Origin of the sequence: Micromonospora halophytica, assembly GCF_900090245.1 — a bacterium.
Classification (GTDB): domain Bacteria; phylum Actinomycetota; class Actinomycetes; order Mycobacteriales; family Micromonosporaceae; genus Micromonospora; species Micromonospora halophytica.
In genome coordinates this window covers 349,084-364,526 of record NZ_FMDN01000002.1, presented here as the reverse complement: position 1 = coordinate 364,526, position 15,443 = coordinate 349,084, and the positions used below count along the sequence as shown (strand labels likewise).

The 15,443-nt window shown below is 73.9% G+C and carries 11 protein-coding genes; 7 read left to right on the top strand and 4 right to left on the bottom strand.

The annotated features are described in order from the left end of the window. Positions 1-212: 212 nt before the first annotated feature. The gene (locus GA0070560_RS04295; protein ID WP_091291555.1) at positions 213-3,233 is read left to right on the top strand and encodes a carbohydrate binding domain-containing protein; all 3,021 of its coding nucleotides are present in this window, start codon (positions 213-215) and stop codon (positions 3,231-3,233) included. Between the two features lie 54 nt (positions 3,234-3,287). Here GA0070560_RS04295 and GA0070560_RS04290 read toward each other — a convergent pair whose 3' ends face one another. The 3 genes from GA0070560_RS04290 to GA0070560_RS04280 form a co-directional block, all read right to left on the bottom strand. Further along, positions 3,288-3,743 (bottom strand): hypothetical protein, encoded by a 456-nt coding sequence (locus GA0070560_RS04290; protein WP_091291553.1) that lies wholly within the window; start codon positions 3,741-3,743, stop codon positions 3,288-3,290. Between the two features lie 76 nt (positions 3,744-3,819). Beyond that, on the bottom strand, positions 3,820-4,773 hold the full coding sequence (locus tag GA0070560_RS04285) for a S66 peptidase family protein (RefSeq protein ID WP_091291551.1): 954 nt from the start codon (positions 4,771-4,773) through the stop codon (positions 3,820-3,822). 28 nt (positions 4,774-4,801) lie between these two features. After that, positions 4,802-5,218, bottom strand: a complete 417-nt coding sequence (locus GA0070560_RS04280) for a VOC family protein (protein ID WP_091291549.1) — start codon at positions 5,216-5,218, stop codon at positions 4,802-4,804. A gap of 78 nt (positions 5,219-5,296) precedes the next feature. On the opposite strand from GA0070560_RS04280, the gene GA0070560_RS04275 reads away from it, so the two are divergent. Genes GA0070560_RS04275 through GA0070560_RS04265 form a run of 3 tightly spaced genes read left to right on the top strand, consistent with a single transcriptional unit; the run spans position 5,297 to position 9,728 of the window. Then, entirely contained in the window at positions 5,297-5,932 is a 636-nt protein-coding gene (locus tag GA0070560_RS04275; RefSeq protein WP_091291547.1) for a TetR/AcrR family transcriptional regulator, read from the top strand. 9 nt (positions 5,933-5,941) lie between these two features. Further along, positions 5,942-6,709 (top strand): type 1 glutamine amidotransferase, encoded by a 768-nt coding sequence (locus GA0070560_RS04270; protein ID WP_091291545.1) that lies wholly within the window; start codon positions 5,942-5,944, stop codon positions 6,707-6,709. Between the two features lies 1 nt (position 6,710). Next, positions 6,711-9,728: a bifunctional [glutamine synthetase] adenylyltransferase/[glutamine synthetase]-adenylyl-L-tyrosine phosphorylase gene (locus GA0070560_RS04265; RefSeq protein ID WP_091291544.1), complete on the top strand. Its 3,018-nt coding sequence runs from the start codon at positions 6,711-6,713 to the stop codon at positions 9,726-9,728. Positions 9,729-9,740: 12 nt separating this feature from the next. On the opposite strand, the gene GA0070560_RS30025 is transcribed toward GA0070560_RS04265, so the two are convergent. Next, positions 9,741-11,336, bottom strand: coding sequence for a methyltransferase domain-containing protein (locus tag GA0070560_RS30025; RefSeq protein WP_091291542.1), 1,596 nt, complete (start codon positions 11,334-11,336; stop codon positions 9,741-9,743). A gap of 90 nt (positions 11,337-11,426) precedes the next feature. Here GA0070560_RS30025 and GA0070560_RS04255 point away from each other — a divergent pair, with 90 nt between their 5' ends. From GA0070560_RS04255 to mptB, 3 genes are all read left to right on the top strand, one after another. Beyond that, positions 11,427-12,038: a helix-turn-helix domain-containing protein gene (locus GA0070560_RS04255; RefSeq protein WP_091291540.1), complete on the top strand. Its 612-nt coding sequence runs from the start codon at positions 11,427-11,429 to the stop codon at positions 12,036-12,038. A gap of 177 nt (positions 12,039-12,215) precedes the next feature. Next, complete coding sequence (locus tag GA0070560_RS04250) at positions 12,216-13,829, top strand: hypothetical protein (RefSeq protein ID WP_245675345.1); 1,614 nt, start codon at positions 12,216-12,218, stop codon at positions 13,827-13,829. Between the two features lie 208 nt (positions 13,830-14,037). Continuing rightward, a complete protein-coding gene (mptB, locus tag GA0070560_RS04245; protein ID WP_170839266.1) occupies positions 14,038-15,438 on the top strand; it encodes a polyprenol phosphomannose-dependent alpha 1,6 mannosyltransferase MptB in 1,401 nt (466 codons plus the stop codon). The last annotated feature ends 5 nt before the right edge of the window (positions 15,439-15,443 follow it).

The window sequence follows — 15,443 nt, the reverse complement described above, 5'->3', positions numbered from 1 at the left end:
AGGGGGGATGGACCGTTCATGCCTCGTAAGGCATTCCCGCAGGTGCAAGCTCTTTCAGCAACCGGCCGCAAAATTCTTCGCGTATGTCGATTGTGAACCCCTGGTTTCGCCCCATTCAAGCTGGTAGCTTCCTGGCACCGCGTTCGCAAGTTCTTGCAACGCCTTCAGTTACTTGCGTCCCCCGCACGGGCGTGAGTGTCAGGAGAGCCACCATGAGGCGGACAACCACCACCACCCGTCGCCGGTGGGGCGCGCTCGCGCTCGTCGCCGGCCTGGCCGCTGGCCTGTTGCCGCTGACGGCAGCGGCGGCGGCCAACACCGTCACCGTCTACTACCAACCCCCGGCGGCCTGGGGGTCGTCGGTCAACATCCACTACGGCGTCGACGGCGCGGCCTGGACCCCGGTGCCCGGCGTCGCCATGGACGCCGCCTGCGACGGCTGGCGGCGCAGGACCATCGACCTGGGCGCGGCCGGCGGACTCCAGGTCGTCTTCACCAACGGCGCCGGCGTCTGGGACAACAACAACGGCGCCAACTACCGGCTCGGCACCGGCACGGTCACCGTGGCCGCCGGGCAGATCGGCTCCGGCGACCCGTGCGCCACCGGCAGCCCGTCACCGAGCCCGTCGACCAGCGCCGGCCCGTCCCCGGGCGGGGCCACCGCCGAGGTGTACTACCACCTCGCGACGCGCGGGTGGAACGCGGCGAACATCCACTACCGGCCGAACGGCGGCACCTGGACCACCGCGCCGGGCGTGGCCATGGCGGCGGCCTGCGCCGGCTGGGCGAAGCGGGTGGTCAGCCTCGGCGCCGCGACCGGGCTCACCGCCGCTTTCAACGACAACGCCGGCAGCTGGGACAACAACAACGGGGCCGACTACACCATCGGCACCGGGCGCAGCACGGTGAAGGGCGGTGTGGTCACCGCGAACGCCAGCGACCCCTGCGTGCCCGTCGCGCCGGACACCACCGCGCCGTCCGTACCGGGCGGCCTCACCGCCACCGCCGACGGGCTGTCGGTGACGCTGGCCTGGACCGCGTCGACCGACGACCGGGCGGTGACCGGGTACGAGCTCACCCGCACCGGCGGCCCGACCGGCACGGTCACCGTCACCACCAGCGCCACCCGGTACGTCGCGTACGACCTCGCGCCGCGCACCGCGTACTCGTGGACGGTGCGCGCCGTCGACGCGGCCGGTAACCGGTCGGCGGCGAGCGCGCCCGCGACGGCGACCACCGGCACCGCGCCGCCGGTGGGTGGCTCGCCGCTCGGCGGCGACCCGCGCGAGGACAGCATCTACTTCGTGATGACCGCCCGGTTCGCCGACGGCGACAGCGGCAACAACCGGGGCGGCAGCCAGCACGTGAAGTCCGGCAACGCGGCCAACGACGATCCGATGTTCCGGGGCGACTTCAAGGGCCTGATCGACAAGCTGGACTACGTCAAGGCACTCGGCTTCTCCGCGATCTGGATCACGCCGGTGGTCCTCAACCGCTCCGACTACGACTTCCACGGCTACCACGGCTGGGACTTCCACCGGGTCGACCCGCGCCTGGAGAGCCCGGGTGCGAGTTACCAGGAGCTGATCAACGCGGCGCACGCCAAGGGCATCAAGATCTTCCAGGACGTGGTCTACAACCACAGCTCCCGCTGGGGCGCCGCGGGCCTGTTCACCCCGACCGTGTACGGCACCCGCGACGAGCAGTGGAAGTGGTGGTACGACCAGCCGCAGGCCGGCCGGGAGTACGACCCGATGGTCGAGCACGACGGGAACGACCCGACGCTGACCGCGGCGCAGAACGCCAAGGCCAAGGGCCGGCCGTACACCGGCGACCTGTGGTCGTCCACTGCGCCGGCCGGCAACCAGTGCCTGCGCTGGGGCACCCCGAACGGCTCCTACAGCCAGGAGGGCTACACCGTCTACCACTGCCAGTGGCCCACGCCGACCAGCAAGCTCTTCCCGGCCGACCTCTACCACCAGTGCTGGATCGGCAACTGGGAGGGCGAGGACTCCCGCAGTTGCTGGCTGCACGAGGACCTGGCCGACTTCAACACCGAGAACGCCACCGTCCAGCAGTACCTGATCGACGTCTACAACAAGTACATCGACATGGGGGTGGACGGCTTCCGGGTCGACACCGCCGTGCACATCCCCCGGGTCACCTGGAACCGGCGTTTCCTGCCGGCCATCCAGCAGCACGCGGTGGCCAGGCACGGCGAGAAGGGCAGGGACTTCTACGTCTTCGGCGAGGTCGCCGCCTTCGTCAACGACAAGTGGAACCGGGGCTCGGTCAACCACTCCGCGCAGTTCTTCACCTGGAAGGAGCGCAGGGAGTACAGCCCGGACGACGTCCGCGCCGCGATCGAGCAGTACGACTACGAGCAGCTGCTCGGCCCGAACGGCCAGCCCACCAGTGACAACGCCTTCCTGCACGGCAACACGTACCATGCGCCGGACCACTCGAAGTTCTCCGGCATGAACGTCATCGACATGCGGATGCACATGAACTTCGGCGACGCGTACAACGCCTTCGGCAACGGCAGGGACTCCGACGACAGCTACAACGACGCCACCTACAACGTCGTCTACGTCGACAGTCACGACTACGGGCCGAACAAGTCGAACACCCGCTACACCGGTGGCACCGACGCCTGGGCGGAGAACATGAGCCTGATGTGGACGTTCCGGGGCGTCCCGACCCTCTACTACGGCTCCGAGATCGAGTTCCAGAAGGGCGCGAAGATCGACTGCGGGCCGACCTGCCCGCTCGCCACCACCGGCCGGGCCTACTACGGCGACCACCTCGCCGGCACCGTCACCGCCAGCGACTTCGGGGTGGTCGGCAGTGCCAGCGGAGCCGTCGCGGCCACCCTGGACAAGCCACTGGTCAAGCACGTACAGCGGCTCAACCGGATCCGCCGGGCGATCCCCGCCCTGCAGAAGGGGCAGTACTCCACCGAGGGGGTCAGCGGCGGCATGGCGTACAAGCGCCGGTACACCGGCGGCGGGGTGGACAGCTTCGCGCTGGTCACCGTCTCGGGGGGCGCGACGTTCAGCGGCGTGCCGAACGGCACGTACCGCGACGCGGTCACCGGGGACGTGCGGACCGTCACCAACGGCACCCTCACCGCCTCGGTCAGCGGCAAGGGCAACCTGCGCGTCTACGTGCTGGACCTGCCCGGCAACCCCGCGCCCGGCAAGATCGGCGCGGACGGTCCGTACCTGAAGTGACCCTGCCCCGCCCGACACGGCCCCGCCGGCATGGTGCCGGCGGGGCCGTTCGGCTCACTTGCCGGCCATACCCGGACCGCCGCCGTGGTGGCCCCGGCCGCCCGGGCCCGGCATGACGCCGGACTCGGCGGCCTTCGTGATCGCGTCGGCCTGCTCCTGGGTGAGCTTGCCGTCCTCGACGGCCTGGGCCAGCCGCTCGGCGAGCTTCGCCTGCCGGTCCTCGGTCGACGGACGCTCCGGCCGGTCGGCCTTGCGCTGCTCGTGCAGCTTCTCCAGGGCCGCCGTCACCTTGTCGGTCGGGACGCCCAGCTCCTTCGCCAGCGCCTCGGCGAACTCGGCCTGCCGCTCCGCCCGGCGGTCGTGCCGGTCGGTGTCCTGCCTGGTGCTGGCGCTCGGCGACGGAGTGGCGTCCTCGGCGAAGGCCACCGTCGGGGCGGCGATCCCCACGCCGAGTACCCCGGCGGCGGCCAGTCCGGCCAGCAGGTGCTTCTTCGACATCGTGCGGGACATCGGTGTCTCCCTCTCGTCGGTGTGTGTTGCCATGACCGACGGTGACCCCGGGACCTGGGACGAACCCGTGCCGATCCTATGAATGCGCTGACAGTTCCACCCCGCGCACGGCGGGGGCGACGGTGAGGGTGCCGGCGGTGGCGTCGAGGACGGCCGGGGTGCCGACCGGCACGGTGAGCTGGCCGACGCCGTGCCCGATCGGCAGGCCGCCGAGGACGGGGACGCCCAGGTCGCCGAGTCGCTCGGTGAGCACGTCGGCGACCGTGGTGTCCCAGCCGTCGGCGCACTCGGTGAACTGGCCCACCGCCACCCCGGCGATCCCGTCCAGTGCCCCGACCCGGCGCAGGTGGGTGAGCATCCGGTCGACCTTGTACGGCGGCTCCTGCACCTCCTCGACCAGCAGCACCGCACCGGTGAGGTCCGGCATGTCCGGGGTGCCGATCGAGGCGGTGATCAGGCAGAGGTTCCCACCGAGCAGCGTTCCCTCGGCCCGCCCCGGCACCCGTACGCCGAAGGTCTCCTCCTCGGCGACCGCCGCGACCGTCACCGGTTCCGTGGTCATCAGCGCGGCGTGCAGCGACTCCGCCGAGCGGGGTGGGGTGCGCTCGTCCAGCCAGGCCGCGCCCGGCCCGTGCACACCGGCCAGCCGGGCACCCCGCCAGAGCGCGAACTGCAGGGCGGTGATGTCCGAGAAGCCGGCCACCACCTTCGGGTCCCGGCGTACCGCGACCATGTCGATCAGGTCGACCACCCGCTGCGCGCCGTAGCCGCCCCGGGTGCAGATCACCCCGCGCACCTCGGGGTCGGCGAAGGCGGTGTTCAGGTCGGCGGCGCGCAGCCCGTCGTCACCGGCGAGGTAGCCGCGCCGGGCGTACACGTTCGGGGCGGGCACCGGGCGCAGCCCCCAGCCGGTCAGCAGTTCGACGCCCCGGGCCACCCGCTCCGGCCGGGTCGGCCCGGACGGCGACACCAGCATGACCGTGTCGCCGGGACGCAGGACCGGTGGGCGCCGGCAGTCGTCGGTGATCACAGCGGCAGAGCCTAGTGCGAGGGCGGGCTCACGCGTCGACGTACCGGGCGGCGTACTCGCCGGTGGGCGGGACGGGCGTGATGACGTCGACGAGCACGCCGTCGGGGGCGGCGACGATGAAGTGCCGCTGGCCGAAGTCCTCACTGCGCAGCGCCAACTCGACCTTGAGGCCGCTGCGGACGACGAGCCGCTCCCACTCGGCGTCGACGTCGTCGACCTCGACGTTGAGCAGCAGTCCCCGCACCGGCGCGCGGTACGCCTCGGGGAGCGTCGGGTGGGTGTGGTCGAGCAGCGCCAGTTCGTACGCCGGCGGGCCGGGGCGGCGCAGGCTGACGTACCAGTCGGCCTCGAAGGTGGTCTCGAAGCCGAAGTGGCGGCGGTAGAAGTCGTGGGACTCGGCGAGCGCGCGGGTGCAGATCACCGGATAGAAGCTGGTCAGGTTCATGACGCGGTTCCCTTCGCATACCATCGGTATGCGAGAGGACGGTAGTTCGCATACCGTCGGTATGTCAATGGAGGGGTGATGGTGCAGGGCGTCCGGGCGCAACAACGGGAGCAGACCCGCCGGGAACTGCTGCGGCAGAGCCGGCGGCTCTTCGCCGACCGCGGCTACGCGGCCGTCGGGCTGGCCGAGATCGTGCGCGTCGCCGGGGTGACCAAGGGCGCGCTCTACCACCACTTCGCCAGCAAGGAGAAGCTGTTCCGGGCCGTGCTCGCGGAGGTCCAGGACGAGGTCGGCCGGCGCGTCGCGACCGCCGCCGACGCGCACGACGACCCCTGGACGCGGTTCACCGCCGGCTGCCAGGAGTTCCTCACCGCCAGCACCGACCCCGACCTGCAACGGATCATGCTGGTCGACGGTCCTGCCGTGCTCGGCTGGCACGAGTGGCGGGCGCTGGACGAGGCGGCCTCCGGCCGCCACCTGGCCGAGGCGCTGACCGATCTGCTGGCGGCCGGCCTGATTCCCCGGCAACCGGTCGCCCCGCTGACCCACCTGCTCTCCGGCGCGATGAACGAGGCGGCGCTCTGGCTCGCCCGCTCGACCGACCCGGCTGACCTCTCCGCCACCCGGGCGGCGCTGGGCCGGATGCTCGACGCCCTGCGCGCCGACACCACGGGCACGCCGTGCCGCTCCGACGCGGTCCACGGCACCCGATAGCCTCGACCCGTGGCGACCGCGCTGGTGATCGAGAACGACCCGACCGACGACCTCCGCCGGCTGGGGGAGTGGCTGACCGAGGGGGGCCTCGACCTGCGGGTGCTGCGTCCGCATGCGGGCGACGCGCTCCCCGCCGACCTTGAGGGGTACGCGGCACTGGTGGTGCTCGGCGGCGAGCAGCAGGCGTACCCGCTGCCCGACGGCACCCCGGGGGCGCCCTGGTTCCCCGCGCTGGAAGGGCTGCTGCGCAAGGCCGTCCGGCACCGGGTGCCCACCCTCGGCGTCTGCCTCGGCGCGCAACTGCTGGCGACCGCGCACGCCGGCGTGGTCGAGCGCAGCCCGTCCGGCCCGGAGGTCGGGCCCGGCGTCGTCGGCAGGCGGGACGCCGCCGAGGCCGACCCGCTCTTCCGGTACGTGCCGCTCATCCCGGACGTCCTGCAGTGGCACACCGACGAGATCACCGAGCTGCCCCGGGGCGCGACCCTGCTGGCCGCCTCCACCCGTTACCCGCACCAGGCGTTCCGCCTCGGCGACCGGGCCTGGGGCCTGCAGTTCCACATCGAGTGCGACACCGCGATGATCGCCGACTGGTCCCGCGACTCGGCGCTCCTGGCCGAGCTGGGGTACGACCCGGAACTGGTGGTGGCCGCCTGCGACCGGGTGATGGCCGACGTGGAGGAGGTCTGGCAGCCGTTCGCGATCCGCTTCGCCGCCCTCGCCCGCGGTGAGCTGGGCGACGACACCGTCCGCACCGGCCTGCCCCTGCTCGGGCACTGACATGACCCGACCGGCCAGGGGACGCCTCGCCCGGTACGGCTTCGCCGAGGGCGACGGCGGGGCCCGCGCGGCGGACCTGCTCGGCCCGGACGGGCTCGGGCTGTGGCGTACCGAGGAGCAGGAGCCCGCCGACGAGCTGGCCGCCGAGCTGCTGGCGGCGCTCTCCCGGGCCGCCGACCCGGACCTGGCCCTCCGCCAGCTGCACCGCATGGTCGAGGCGGAGCGGCGTGTCACGGCGGACGGCGCCGGCGGGTCCGCGCTGATCGCCGCGCTCTGCGACGACCCGGGGCTGCGCCGCCGGCTGGTCGCCGTGCTCGGTGCCTCCTCGGCGCTCGGCGATCACCTGGTGGCCAATCCGGAGCAGTGGACCGTGCTGCGCACCGCCCCGGACGGGCTCGCCCCCACCGCCGAAGGCCGGCTCGACCTGGCCCTCGCCGGGCGGCTCACCGCCGCCACCCAGCCGGTGGCGGTGCTGCGGCAGGCGTACCGGCTGGCGCTGCTGCGGATCGCGGCGGCCGACCTGACCGGCGGGCGCGGCCTGGAACAGACCATGGCCGCGCTCTCCGCGCTGGCCGACGCCACGCTGGCCGCCGCGTACGAGATCGCGGTCGACGAGCTGCCCGAGGGGACGCCCCGGCCCCGGCTCGCGGTGGTGGCGATGGGCAAGTGCGGCGGCGACGAGCTGAACTACGTCTCCGACGTCGACGTGATCTTCGTGGCCGCCGACGACGCCGACCTGGCTGCCGGCACCACCGTCGCCGCCCGGCTGATCGGCGTCTGCGGGCTGGTCGCCTGGCCGGTCGACGCCGCGCTGCGTCCCGAGGGCAACCGTGGCCCGCTGGTCCGCACCCTCGCCAGCCACCTCGCCTACTACCAGCGCTGGGCCCGCACCTGGGAGTTCCAGGCGCTGCTCAAGGCCCGGCCGGCGGCCGGTGACCTCGACCTGGCCCGGCAGTGGGCCGACGCGCTCGCCCCGCTGGTGTGGCGGGCCGCCGAACGCCCCGAGGCGGTCTCCGACGTCCGGGCGATGCGCCGCAAGATCATCGAGAACATCCCGCCGAAGGAGCTGGAACGCGAGATCAAGCGCGGTTCGGGCGGGCTGCGGGACATCGAGTTCGCGGTCCAGCTGCTGCAACTGGTGCACGGGCGCGGCGACGAGTCACTGCGGGTGCCCGGCACCATCCCCGCGCTGCGTGCCCTGGTCGCCGGCGGCTACGTCGGCCGGGCCGACGGCGAGGCGCTGCTGCGCGGGTACCGCTTCCTGCGCGGCGTCGAGCACCGACTCCAGCTTCAGGGCCTGCGCCGTACCCACACCGTGCCGACCGAGCCGGCCGCCCTGCGCTGGCTCGCCGCCGCGCTCGACTACACCGCCACGCCCGGCCGCAGCGCCGTCGAAGCGTTCCGCGCCGACTGGGTCGCCCACGCCACCGAGGTACGCCGGCTGCACGCCAAGCTGCTCTACCGGCCGCTGCTGGAGTCGGTGGCCCGGGTGCCCGCCGACGGGCTGCGGCTCACCCCGGAGGCGGCCCGGCACCGGCTGGAGATCCTCGGCTTCGCCGACCCGGCCGGGGCGCTGCGTCACCTCCAGGCCCTCACCGGCGGGGTCAGCCGGACCGCCGCCATCCAGCGCACCCTGCTGCCGGTGCTGCTCAGCGAGTTCGCCGACGCCCCCGAACCGGACCGTGGCCTGCTCAACTACCGGCAGGTCTCCGACAAGCTCGGCAGCACCCCCTGGTACCTGCGGCTGCTGCGCGACTCCGGGCCGGTGGCCCGCCGGCTGGCCCGGGTGCTCTCCTCCTCCCGGTACGCGGCCGACCTGCTGGCCCGGGAGCCGGAGGCGCTGCGCCTGCTGGCCGAGGAGAGCGAACTGGCCCCGCGCTCGCGGGAGGTGCTCTGCGAGGGCTTCACGGCCGCCGCCGCCCGCCACGACGACCCGGTGGAGGCCACCCGCGCGGTCCGCGCCCTGCGCCGCCGGGAGCTGGTCCGGATCGCCTGCGCCGACGTGCTCAGCCGGGCCGGTGGGCTCGCCCCCCGCCCCGAGCGGGGCTCACCCGCCGCCCCGCTGGCCGACGTCACCGCCGTGGGCACCGCGCTCTCCGACGTCACCGACGCCACCCTGGCCGCCGCGCTGCGTACCGCGCGGGCGGCCCACCCGGCGCTGCCCGGGCTGCGCCTCGCGGTGATCGGCATGGGCCGCCTCGGCGGGTACGAGTCGAACTACCTCTCCGACGCCGACGTGCTCTTCGTCTACGACCCGCCCGCCGGGGCGCAGGAGAGCGCGGCCAGCGCCGCCGCGCAGCACATCGCCGAGGAGCTGCGCCGGCTGCTCGGGATGCCCGCTCCCGATCCGCCGCTCGGCGTCGACGCCGACCTGCGCCCCGAGGGACGGCAGGGCCCCCTGGTCCGCAGCCTCGCCGCGTACGCCCAGTACTACGCCCGCTGGTCGAAGGTGTGGGAGGCGCAGGCGCTGCTGCGGGCCCGCTTCGTCTGCGGCGACGCCGACCTGGGCGCGCAGTTCGAGGCGATGGTGGATCCGGTCCGGTACCCGGCCGACGGGCTGACCCGCGAGCAGGTGGTGGAGATCCGCCGGATCAAGGCCCGGGTGGAGAACGAGCGGCTGCCCCGGGGCGCCGACCCGGCCACCCACACCAAGTTGGGGCGCGGTGGCCTGGCAGACGTCGAGTGGGCGGTGCAGCTGCTCCAGCTCCGCCACGCCGGGGCGCATCCGGAGCTGCGCGGCACGCGTACCCTCGACGCGCTCGCGGCGGCCCGCGACGCCGGCCTGGTCGATGCGACCGACGCCGCGGAGATGGCCGCCGGCTGGACCCTGGCCGCGCAGGTCCGCAACGCGCTGATGCTGGTGCGCGGCCGGGCCGGCGATCAGCTGCCCCGGCACGGGGTGGAGCTGGCCGGGGTGGTCCGGCTGCTCGGCCACGACGATCCGGGGGAGTTCCTCGACGAGTACCTGCGCACCGGCCGGCGGTCCCGGGCGGCGATGCAGCGGGTCATGGAGTCCTGACCCGCGCCGTCGTCAGCGGCGGCGCACCAGCACGAGGTTGTCGACCAGGTGCCCGGTCTCGCCGTGCGGGCCGGTGCCCTCGCGGCGCACCGTCTCCACCCGCTCGGTGTGCCAGGCGTCCGGGTCCAGCTCCAGCGCGGTCAGGGTCTCCTGCGGGGTGGGGAAGCACACGTCCGGGTGGTGCGCGCGGGCCCAGGGCGGCACCTCGCCGTGCTCGACGATCAGCAGCCGGCCGCCGGGGGCGACCGCCCGGGCCGCCGCCCGCAGCACCCGGTCGCGGGGAAACTCGATCGGTGACTGGAGGAACTGCGCGGAGACCAGGTCGAATGTCCCGTCCGGGAAGCCGCGCGCCAGGTCGTGCCGGCGAAAGTCGATCCGCTCGGCCATCCCCGCCCTGGCCGCCTCGGCCGCGGCCCGGTCCAGCGCGGTACGGGAGACGTCGACCGCGGTCACCCGCCAGCCCTGGCGGGCCAGCCAGATCGCGTCGCCGCCCTCACCGCAGCCCAGGTCCAGCACGGTGCCCGGCGGCAGCGCGCCGGCCACCTCGACCAGGTGCGGGTTGGCCCGCCCGCTCCACATCCGGTCCCGACCGGCGTACAGCTCGTCCCAGTGCCGTGCGGTCTGCTCGTCGACCGCCTGCGCCGCGCGCCGGGCGGCGACCGCCCGGTCGGTGTCCTCGGCGACCAGGTCGGCGTTGACCGCCGCGCCGGCCTTCATGCCGCCGGCGGCGGCCACCACCACGGTGGCGCCCAGGTCGGTCACGTTGCCGGCCACCCACACCCCGGGAACCGACGTGGCCCCCGTCGGGTCGGCGGGCACATGCGTGCCGACCACCTGACCGGCCATCAGGAACTCGCCGGTGGCCAGCCCGAGGCCGGCGAGCAGGTCGGCCCGCGCCTGGAACCGGGGCGCCACCGCCAGCGCCTGCCGGGCGACCACCTCGCCGGAGGCCAACCGGACGCCGGTGAGCCGGTCCCCGGCCACCTCCACCGCCGCCACCGCTCCCTCGACGACCCGTACGCCCCGGGCGGCGAGCTGTTCCGCCTGCTCCGGCGACAGCGGTGGCGCGGTGTGCGCGAACAGCACCACGTCGTCGGTGAGCTGACGGAACAGCAGAGCCTGGTGGACGGCGGTCGGACCGGTGGCGAGCACGCCGACCGCCCGGTCCCGGACCTCCCACCCGTGGCAGTACGGGCAGTGCAGGACGTCGCGGCCCCACCGCTCGGCGAGCCCGGCCACGTCGGGCAGTTCGTCGACCAACCCGGTGGTGACGAGCAGCCGGCGGGCCCGGACCCGCCGCCCGTCGGCCAGCTCCACGTCGAACCGGAGCCTGTCGGCGTCGTCCCGCCGGCGTGCCGTGGTCACCGTGCCGTCGAGCACGTCGACGCCGTACCGGGCGACCTCCGCGCGGCCCCTCGCGTACAGCTCGGCCGGGGACACGCCCTCGTTGGTGAGGAAGTTGTGCACCTGCCCGGCGGGGGCGTTGCGCGGCACGCCGCCGTCCACCACCAGCACCGACCGGCGGGAGCGCCCCAGCGCCAGGGCCCCGCTGAGTCCGGCCGCGCCGCCTCCGACCACCACCACGTCGTACGCCGTCCCGTCCGTCATCGTCCCCGTCTCCTCACCGGCGGGTCCGTCCCGCCCGACGTTCCGGATCGTCCGCGCGGACCGGCCGGGGTGACAACTATCGTTGCGAGAATGGCAAACGAATCGGGTGTCGGCGACGAGGAGACACTGACCTCGGTCGGGCCGCGCCTGCGGGCCCTGCGCCAGCAGCGCGGGGTGACCCTGGCCCAGCTCTCGGCGGCCACCGGGATCTCGGTCAGCACACTGTCCCGGCTGGAGTCCGGTGGCCGCCGGCCCACCCTGGAGCTGTTGCTCGCGCTGGCCCGGTTCCACCGGGTGCCGTTGGACGACCTGGTGGGTGCGCCGGAGACCGGCGATCCGAGGGTGCACCCCCGGCCGGTCCGGCGGGGCGAGGTGACCATCCTGCCACTGACCCGCCGTCCCGGCGGCGTCCAGGCGTACAAGATGATCTACCCGCCGGGGATGCCTGCCGGCGACCCCGAGCAGCAGGTGCACGAGGGCCACGAGTGGTTGTACGTGCTCTCCGGCCGGTGCCGGCTGCTGCTCGGCCGGCACGACCTCACCCTGCAGGCGGGGGAGGTCGCCGAGTTCGACACCCGGACGCCGCACTGGTTCGGCAACCCGTACGACACTCCACTGGAGATCCTGAGCCTCTTCGGGCCGCAGGGGGAACGCCTGCACGTCCGGGCGCGGCCGTCGCCGCCCCGCTCCGACCCCGGATGAGCCGTCCCGCCCCCGCTCGTCGTCACCGACGACGCCTGGCTGCTGTCGCCCTGTCCCCTCATCGGTGGTGGCGCTGCCGGCCTGCGGCGCGGGTCGTGGTGCCGGTCGTGGTGGGTGTTGCGCGGTGTGATGGCGTCCGGCTGGATGGTCCAGTGCGCGCCGTGGTAGGAAAGCTCGGTGCCGACGACCAGCCGTGAGCAGCCCGCGCGTCCCGTCCTCGCGGCGCTGACGGTGTCGGCGGTGCTCGCCGTGGCGTTCGTGCTCGCCCCGCCGATGGGGACCGACCTGTCGGCCCAGGTCGCCCGGGCCGGCTTCGCCGCCCGCCACGGTCTCGCCCCAGTCGATTTCTCCTGGTACGGCGGAGTCAACCAGTTCGGCTACAGCCTCTACACGCAGCTACTCGGCGCACTCGTCGGCGTACGGCCGCTTGGAGCGGGCGCGGCGGTCGTCTCGTCGGCGGCGCTGGCGTGGCTGTTCGTGCGGACCGGCGCCCGCCGACCCGTGCTCGGTGCCGTCCTGGGCGCGGTGGTGCTGGTCGGGAACCTGGCGAGCGGCCGGATCACCTTCGCTGTCGGGATGGTGTTCGGTCTGCTCGCTCTCTGCGTGGTGAGCACGGACCGAGGGCCTCGGCCGCTGAGGCTTGCCGTGGCCGTACTGCTCGCCGCGCTCACCACCTGGGCGAGCCCGGTCGCCGGGCTGTTCACCGGACTGGCCGGCACCGCGCTGCTGCTGGCAGCCCTGCGTCGCGGCGACGGCCCGGGACGGCCGCTACCCGGCGGCTGGCGGGCCGAGAGTCCACTGGCCGAAGGGCTCGTCCTCTGCCTCACCCCCGCCCTCGCGCTCGCGCCGATGGCCGTGCTGTTCGGCAACGGCGGCACCCAGCCGTACTCGGCCGAGTCGATGCGGATCAACGTCGCGCTGGCCGTACTCGGGTACGTCTTCATTGGCCGGCGGCGCCGGGTGTTGCGCATCGGCGCACTGCTCACCGTGGTGTTGCTGGTTGCCGCCTTCTACCTGCCCAGCCCGATCGGCTCCAACGCCCTGCGGCTGCCGATGCTCTTCGTGCTGCCCCTGCTCGCCGGGTACGCCACGGTGCGCGGGCCGTGGCTGGCCGGGCTGCTCGTCGCCACTGTCTGGTGGCAGAACCCGGTGATGGTCAGCGACGTGACGCGCGCCGGCTCAGCGGAGAGCGCCGTCGGGTTCTACCGGCCGCTCGTCGACGAGTTGGCCCGACGGCAACCGGTGGGTCGGGTCGAGGTGGTGCCGTTGCGCGACCATTGGGAGTCGGCGTACGTCCCGCCGACGGTCCCGCTCGCACGAGGCTGGGAACGGCAGGTCGACACCGACCGGAACAGCCTCTTCTACGCGGGCAAGTTGACTGCTGACTCGTACGCGCGGTGGCTGCGCGTGAACGCCGTCCAGTACGTTGCCGTCGCGCCCGAGGCTCCGCTGGACCGGTGGGGGCGCGACGAGTCCGAACTGATCCTCGCCGGTCAGCCCTACCTGCGCGAGGTGTGGCGGAATCCGGACTGGCGGCTGTACGCGGTGTCCGATCCCACCCCTCTGGTCAGCGCTCCGAGCCGGCTGGTCTCCGCCGACCAGGCCGGGGTGCGGTTCACCACTGACCAGGTCGGGGACGTGCAAGTCCGGGTGCGGTGGTCTCGCTGGCTCTCCCTGGCGGAGGGGAACGGATGCCTGCGGCCCGGGCTCGACGGGTGGACGGAGGTCAGGGTCCACGCCCCGGGCGACTTCTCGATATCCAGTGACCTCCTGCCGGCGGACCACTGCTGACAGTCCTGGCCCCACCAACACGACGAGGCTTTGCCTCCCCGGCGGCGACGGATGGTGCTTCGCCCGTCGACGAACGGCATCGCTCGTTGACGGCGCAGCACTCTGCCAGGCAAGGTGGCGTTGACCGGGTGTCGCGATGTCCAGCATCACACGAGCCGCGGCATGCCCACCTCCGGTCCGCGACCACCGAACTGGCAGCATGTCCGGCGTGCCTCACCACCTCTCGCGCTGGACCGGACTGGCCGGTGCCGTCCTGCTCGCCGTCGCCGCGTACCTGGGGGGTGCGCTGCCCGACGGAAGCCTGCGCGCCACACCGGTCAGCATCTGGCAGGGCCGGCACGGCCCGCTGATCATCGCGAGCTGGCTGGTCGGCACAGGGCTGATGGGGTGGGCCTGGTGGGCATTGCGCGAGCGGGTGCCCTCGGCCCGGTGGGCGCTGGTCACCGCCGGGCTCTGGCTGCTCCCGCTGCTGGTCACGCCGCCGCTGGGCAGCCGGGACGTGTACGCGTACAGCTGCCAGGGCGCGAGCTACACGGCCGGGATCAACCCGTACGAGCAGGGCGTCTCCGCGCTGCCCTGCCCCTGGCTGGACACCATCTCGTACATCTGGCGGGACACCCCCGCACCGTACGGGCCGCTGTTCGTGATGATCTCCGGCGCGATCGTCGGGGCCACCGGCTCCCTCTACGCCAGCATGGCGCTGTTCCGGCTGGTCGCCGTGGCCGGTGTCGCGCTGACCGCCGCCTGCCTGCCGGTGCTCGCCCGCCGCTGCGGGGTGCCGGTCGGCCGGGCGCTCTGGCTGGCGCTGGCCTCCCCGCTGGTCGGCGTGCACCTGGTCTCCGGCGCACACAACGACGCGCTGATGGTGGGCCTGCTGATCGCCGGGCTGGCCGTGGTGGCGTCCCGCCCCGGGCGCTTCTGGCCGCTGCTGGCCGGGGGAGTGCTGCTCGGCCTGGCCGGCGGGGTGAAGGTCACCGCCCTGGTCGTGGTGCCCTTCGCCGCCCTGGCGGCGATGTCCGGGCCGTACTCGATCAGGCGGCTGCTGCGCGACGGCAGCCCGGTGGCCGGCGGCGCGCTGGCCGCGGTGGTCGGCGCGACCCTCGCCGCGGGCCTGGACTTCGGTTGGATCTCCGGCCTGGAGCAGGGCGGCCTGGTGGTCGCCTGGACCTCGCCGTCCACCGCGGTCGGGCAGACCGTCGGGTACGTCGCGGCGCTGTTCGGCGCGCACATCGACGCGTTGCCGGTGACCCGGGCGATCGGCGTGCTGGTTCTCGCCGTGCTGCTCGTCTGGCTGTGGTGGCGGGCCCGCACCCGGGATCCGCTGTGGCACGCCGGGCTGGCGCTCGCCGCGACGGTCGCCCTGGCCCCGTTGTTCCACCCCTGGTACTGGATGTGGCCGCTGACCGTGCTCGCCGCCACGGCGCACCGCACCGGCTGGTTCAGCCTCGTCGCGCTGGTGTCGTCGTTCCTGGTGCTGGCCAACGGTACCGGCCTGGCCCGGTTCACCAAGATGCCGGGGGCACCGCTGATGACGTTGTTGGTGATCGTGGTCGCCGTGCGGTTGGTACGGTCGGCACGGGCGGCTCGCCGGCCGGCCCCCGCCGACTGAGGAGA

Coding starts and splice junctions, on each gene's coding strand:
- GA0070560_RS04275 (WP_091291547.1), top strand. CDS start 5,297: ATGGTGCAGGGCGTCCGGGCGCAACAACGGGAGCAGACCCGCCGGGAA.
- GA0070560_RS04265 (WP_091291544.1), top strand. CDS start 6,711: ATGACCCGACCGGCCAGGGGACGCCTCGCCCGGTACGGCTTCGCCGAG.
- GA0070560_RS30025 (WP_091291542.1), bottom strand. CDS start 11,336: ATGACGGACGGGACGGCGTACGACGTGGTGGTGGTCGGAGGCGGCGCG.
- GA0070560_RS04290 (WP_091291553.1), bottom strand. CDS start 3,743: ATGTCCCGCACGATGTCGAAGAAGCACCTGCTGGCCGGACTGGCCGCC.
- GA0070560_RS04255 (WP_091291540.1), top strand. CDS start 11,427: ATGGCAAACGAATCGGGTGTCGGCGACGAGGAGACACTGACCTCGGTC.
- GA0070560_RS04295 (WP_091291555.1), top strand. CDS start 213: ATGAGGCGGACAACCACCACCACCCGTCGCCGGTGGGGCGCGCTCGCG.
- GA0070560_RS04280 (WP_091291549.1), bottom strand. CDS start 5,218: ATGAACCTGACCAGCTTCTATCCGGTGATCTGCACCCGCGCGCTCGCC.